The 4,854-nt window shown below is 39.1% G+C and carries 6 protein-coding genes and 1 pseudogene; 4 read left to right on the top strand and 3 right to left on the bottom strand.

What is annotated here, in order from left to right:
* Positions 1-229 (top strand): annotated as a pseudogene (locus A5875_RS20110) (hypothetical protein); the annotation flags it as partial.
* Between the two features lie 319 nt (positions 230-548).
* Here the strand turns inward: A5875_RS20110 and A5875_RS20105 are convergent.
* The gene (locus A5875_RS20105) at positions 549-1,085 is read right to left on the bottom strand and encodes a prolyl-tRNA synthetase associated domain-containing protein (protein ID WP_088935342.1); all 537 of its coding nucleotides are present in this window, start codon (positions 1,083-1,085) and stop codon (positions 549-551) included.
* A gap of 72 nt (positions 1,086-1,157) precedes the next feature.
* Positions 1,158-2,609, bottom strand: coding sequence for a helix-turn-helix domain-containing protein (locus A5875_RS20100; protein ID WP_088935341.1), 1,452 nt, complete (start codon positions 2,607-2,609; stop codon positions 1,158-1,160).
* A 293-nt stretch (positions 2,610-2,902) separates the two neighbouring features.
* Between A5875_RS20100 and A5875_RS20095 the strand changes: the two genes are divergently transcribed.
* Both A5875_RS20095 and A5875_RS23870 read left to right on the top strand, forming a co-directional pair.
* Positions 2,903-3,157, top strand: coding sequence for a TfoX/Sxy family DNA transformation protein (locus A5875_RS20095; protein WP_088935340.1), 255 nt, complete (start codon positions 2,903-2,905; stop codon positions 3,155-3,157).
* A 69-nt stretch (positions 3,158-3,226) separates the two neighbouring features.
* Entirely contained in the window at positions 3,227-3,397 is a 171-nt protein-coding gene (locus tag A5875_RS23870) for a hypothetical protein (protein ID WP_171004851.1), read from the top strand.
* Positions 3,398-3,431: 34 nt separating this feature from the next.
* Here A5875_RS23870 and A5875_RS20090 read toward each other — a convergent pair whose 3' ends face one another.
* Positions 3,432-3,800 carry a YccF domain-containing protein gene (locus A5875_RS20090; protein ID WP_088935339.1) on the bottom strand — a complete coding sequence of 123 codons (369 nt, stop codon included), beginning with the start codon at positions 3,798-3,800 and terminating at the stop codon, positions 3,432-3,434.
* Between the two features lie 111 nt (positions 3,801-3,911).
* On the opposite strand from A5875_RS20090, the gene A5875_RS20085 reads away from it, so the two are divergent.
* Positions 3,912-4,838, top strand: coding sequence for an alpha/beta fold hydrolase (locus A5875_RS20085; RefSeq protein ID WP_242551180.1), 927 nt, complete (start codon positions 3,912-3,914; stop codon positions 4,836-4,838).
* Positions 4,839-4,854: the final 16 nt, after the last annotated feature.

The raw sequence follows: 4,854 nt of genomic DNA, 5'->3' as shown, positions 1-4,854 counted from the left end.
CAGAACATCTGGTTGCGGCTACGGATCAGCGTACAAGACAATTGATGTTCGTTATGCAAAATATATGAATGGCGCTTTTGGAAAAGGCTACTATCTTGATGAATCATTAAGCTATGTCTGCTTATCAAGAGGCTCTTACTCCTTCGCGATTCAAGCGGTTGGTTCTGATTGTGGAAAAGAAGTTACAGGACCAATGATTGAATTAGGCTGCGTTACTGTAAGATGCTAAAGTGATTGATCAATTTAAGTTTGATAGTTAGAAAAAGTTTTTTAAATGAAGAAACCTCATTTTGATTAACTTTTCAATAAAGCAAGATCGTCCAAAAAAAGTGTTAGGAGAGAGCTCTCCTAACACTTTTTTCTTGCGCCTTTGAGAAATTAAAAAGTTTTTTACAAGTAAAATGGGTTTGATACCTAACTAAGAAATTATTTTTCAAAAAATCGTGAAAAATGAATCTGATTGTCATTGTGCATAACATTTCACTAATCCCGCTAAAGCGAGACGAGGAACTGGCAAAACGGAACGAGTTCGCGAAGTCTTTTTAATTTTAATCAATAAAAATCGCTTCATGTCCTGTATAAGGCAGGAACTTTTCAAATATATCCGCCGTTTTCAGTTTCATATAATTTGTTACAGAACCAGAGCTGCAACCATACCATTCCCGTTCAGCAACGGATTTGTCGAAGACTAATTGGATCTCGTGCTCAGGGTCTTTTAACAGCCCGAAAATTGTCGCAGCACCCGGAATAACTCCTAAGCGCTCCTTCAAAAGATCGGCTGAGGCAAAAGATACCCGTGGAATCTCCAATTTCTTGCCGAACTCTTTGGTGACAAACTTAAAATCTGCCGGTGTGATGTACAAATAGAATTTGGTTTTCTTTTGGTTGCATAAAAAGATTGTTTTAACGACTTCGATTCCTAAGCGGTTATCGATATCAATACAATCTTCCATCGTCAACGCTTCGCCGGTCGCTACTTGATAAAAAGGAATCTCCAACTTTGCCAGTGTTTCATAGGTTTTTTCCTCTAATTCAGAACCAAACTCAGTCGGCGGGGTAGTATGCATTTCACTAACGTAAACCATAACGGCCTCCTTTTTCATATGTAATACCTACTACGATACCTTTTTTTAATCAAATTCTCAACCTATTTTCATTTATTTTTCGGTTTGTGCCAAATCTTTCCTTACGATTTTTTCTAGAATTGTTTCAATATCTGTGTAATCGGTCGCAGTGATATTGGAGCGGATGATAACCGATTCTTGGCCCTCTGAGAGAAAGTTTTTACAGGCCGGTGTTGTTCCGATGATTACCTGCGCCTCACGCGGGGCTTCTACAAAAGTCAGGTGATATCGGTTTTTGAAATACAAATTGATTTTTTCTTGGATAAAAATACTGAAAAGATCGCTGTGTTCGGAAAACGCATACACCGATATTTCTGGTAAGCAGTTCTCTAATGAATAGAGGTTCACACAGGTTAAAAACGAATAGATCCGTAATTGGCGATAATCATAGCCTGGTACTGCTTGGGTGAACTCCTGCCAAAAGGTGTTAAAGCGTCGGTAGTAATAAGGAAACTGCGACTGGACATGATTGAGTGCCACATTATTTCCAAGCTCATCAATCATGGGATCGTTCAATCGGAAGAAAGCCAGTGCTGCGTAATGCTGTTTAAGCTTGCTGCCGACATATTTTTGCTCGTGGCTGTTCAATGGACGGAAGTGCGTCGTAAAAGACTTGATCCAATGGGAAACGGCCTGATTAAAAAAGAGATCCCTAGAAGAATTCTTAGGCTGCAGCTCAAAATCGTTCAATAGAGAACTGTAAATGGCATAAAGGAAAAAGCGCCATTCATTTGTATTCCAGGTTTTTAAAAAAGCTGGCTTTTTGGGATATTTGAAGCGGTTCAGCAAAGCTTTTTCCGTATTATTAAAGATAAGTTCACTTTTTTTGCTTAATGATTGATTGGTGATTAAGAGCCAAAAGCAGATCATTTCCAAGTTGGTTGGGTTATTGGAAAGCTTTAAGTAATCCTCTACTTGATTTGCCAGTTGAAAATAGCTCTCAATGTTGATACGTTCAACTTGGCTGAATTGGCGGTATAGTCCGCGGAAAAAAATATAGTAAAAACGACGCACATCGACTTCGCGTCCTTTTAAACTGATTTTGGTCGAACAAGAGATATAGAGATCATAATCAGACAAATCTTGATTGATCTCTTTTATTTTGCGGCGCAATTTTGATTCGCTGATATTTTTATCCATACAGAACTGGATTGCAGAAATTTTTCGTTTCGTTAAAATTGTACGAATGATTTCACAAGCAAGGTCATGCTTGTATAAGTAGCTTGTCAATGATTGGAGGTTCGTTGAGGAACGGTCTAATTGGATGCCGCGGCCATTATCCATCCGAAGAGTTAAAAAATAATCCTCGTCTGTATAAAGTTCTTCGATGATTGCCTGTAATTCTTTGCAATTCACACGGATCGTACCAAGGCTGGCATAACCAATCTTTTCCTGCAATTCCTTCAAAGAAATCGGTGCCTGCAGGCCATCTAGCGTTTCAATGATCTGAATTTTCAGCACCGTGTTTTTATCCATCCCCAGCATGAATATACCCCCATTCCTATTTAATAAAAATTAACCGTACTGATTTATATGATAAATTAAAATATCATTTAATACAAATAATAACCTAATATATGGTGAAAAATAAAGTCATATCCTAAACAAATCATAAGAAACTCGTTTTATTAAAAAATAACTAAGGTTATATTGTTTAAAATTTCTTACTGTACCGGAAAATTCGAAAAAAGTGACTGCTTTTCAAACTTTTTGTGAAAGCGGTCGTTTCCGCATTTATTCTAAGGTATAATGAATCTAAAAGGAGTAAGGAGTCGGCGATGAAAATTTCAGAAATGAAAAATATTGGTGTAGTAAATGAAGAAAAGTTGGAACAGGTAGGAATTGTGACCCCTGATCAGTTACGGGAACTGGGAACAGAGGCAGCCTTTTTAAAAATTCGCCATCTAGTAGATGACGGGGCTTGTTTGCATCTGCTGTACGGATTAGAAGGGGCGATCCAAGATATTCCCAAACGTGAATTAAGCGAACGGCGCAAAGCCGAATTACGCGATTTTTTCAAACAATTAAATTAGATTTTTTTGACTTTGCTTGCTGAGAGATAGGATTCACGTTACACTACATACAAAAAAGGAAGTGTTTTTTTGTATTTGATCGCTTTAGTGATTTTTGTCATTTTAGTCGGCGCGTATAATATTTTTATCAACCTTGCACGCCGCAAGAAAAAGAATGTGACGCCGCTGATGGTGAATATTCAAGTAACGTTGAATTTGATCTTGATCATTGCAGGTCTGATTTACTTGATTTTTGGATAAAAAAAAGAGGAAGACAGCTGTCATTCCTCTTTTTTTAACGAATTGAAACGATTTGGGCGCCAAAAGGCATCAAGGCTAAACGAGCAAGCTTGAGAGATTGTGCAGCAAACGGAATACCGACGATCGTAATACATAGAAACGCGGCGCTGATCAAATGACCGATTGCTAAAGGAACGCCAGAAACGATCAACCAAATAATATTGACGATCAAATTTATCCCAGTGGTATGGTAAACGATATCCTTGCCAAACGGAGCAAAGCTCAGACTGGCGAATTTAAAGCATTGCAAGCCGATCGGGATGCCGATAATAGTGATGCACCATAAAATTCCGGCAAGACACCAAGTCAAGCCGCCAATCAGTCCGCCGAAGATGAACCAGATGATATTACCTAAGCAAGACATATTTCATCCCTCCATTTATTAATAGTGTACCATTTTTTGATCATTTCACCTCCAACTTGAGATGGATATACATAGTAGAATCTTTAGCGAAGGCTTTTTAGAAAGGAAACGATGATGGTAGAAAAATTTGAATTACTTTCTGTTGACCAGAAAACACCGCTGCAGGCGTATCATTGGTCATGTGAAAATCCGTGGGCGGTTCTGCAAGTGACTCATGGGATGGCGGAGCATCTGATGCGCTACGAACCCTTGGCAAATTATTTGAATGAACGAAAGATCGCGGTGATCGGACACGATCATCTGGGACATGGCGCTTCTGTTAGTGGAAATCCTAAAGGCTACTTTCATGATGAAACGCTCAAGCATGGATTAGTCCAGGATTTGTATCAGGTGACGAAGTGGGGGAAAGCCCGATATCCTAATTTGCCTTACTTTGTTTTAGGTCATAGCATGGGCTCATTTGTATTGCGGAATTATCTGTATGACTATGGTGAAGCGATCGATGGCGCGATTTTAATGGGGACAGGCCAGCAGCCAGTTTGGCTGACTCGTTTTGGTCAAAAGTCAGCTAAATTGTTGGGTAAACTCCAAGGAGAAAAACATCACAGTAAACTGATCAATCAATTGGCCTTTGGCAATATGAATCGCAAGATCCCTAAAAAGCGAACCGATAAGGACTGGCTAACCACCTTATCAAAAGAGGTGGATGCTTACTTAGCAGATCCGAATTGCGGTTTTTTATTTACATTAAGCGGTTATCACGAACTTTTTTCGCTGATTATTCGCACTCAGGAGCCAGAATTACTGCAAAAAGTACCGAAAAAGCTGCCGCTGCTATTTCTATCGGGGCAAGAAGATCCGGTGGGCGAGTATGGCAAAGGTGTGATGAAAGCAGCGCAGTCTTATCGAACTGCCGGTGTGGAACAGGTGACAGTCCAGCTCTACGAAAAAGCCCGTCACGAACTATTGAATGAATCCCAAAAATTTACCGTTTTTCATGATATTTGCATATGGATGGAAAATATTTCTGAAAAATGATATTATTGTAAAAATT

The organism is Enterococcus sp. 3H8_DIV0648 (genome assembly GCF_002140655.1).
Lineage (GTDB): Bacteria > Bacillota > Bacilli > Lactobacillales > Enterococcaceae > Enterococcus_A > Enterococcus_A hulanensis.
This window is presented reverse-complemented; position numbering and strand designations above follow the sequence as displayed.

Coding starts and splice junctions, on each gene's coding strand:
- A5875_RS20105 (WP_088935342.1), bottom strand. CDS start 1,085: ATGGTTTACGTTAGTGAAATGCATACTACCCCGCCGACTGAGTTTGGT.
- A5875_RS20100 (WP_088935341.1), bottom strand. CDS start 2,609: ATGCTGGGGATGGATAAAAACACGGTGCTGAAAATTCAGATCATTGAA.
- A5875_RS20095 (WP_088935340.1), top strand. CDS start 2,903: ATGAAAATTTCAGAAATGAAAAATATTGGTGTAGTAAATGAAGAAAAG.
- A5875_RS20090 (WP_088935339.1), bottom strand. CDS start 3,800: ATGTCTTGCTTAGGTAATATCATCTGGTTCATCTTCGGCGGACTGATT.
- A5875_RS20085 (WP_242551180.1), top strand. CDS start 3,912: ATGATGGTAGAAAAATTTGAATTACTTTCTGTTGACCAGAAAACACCG.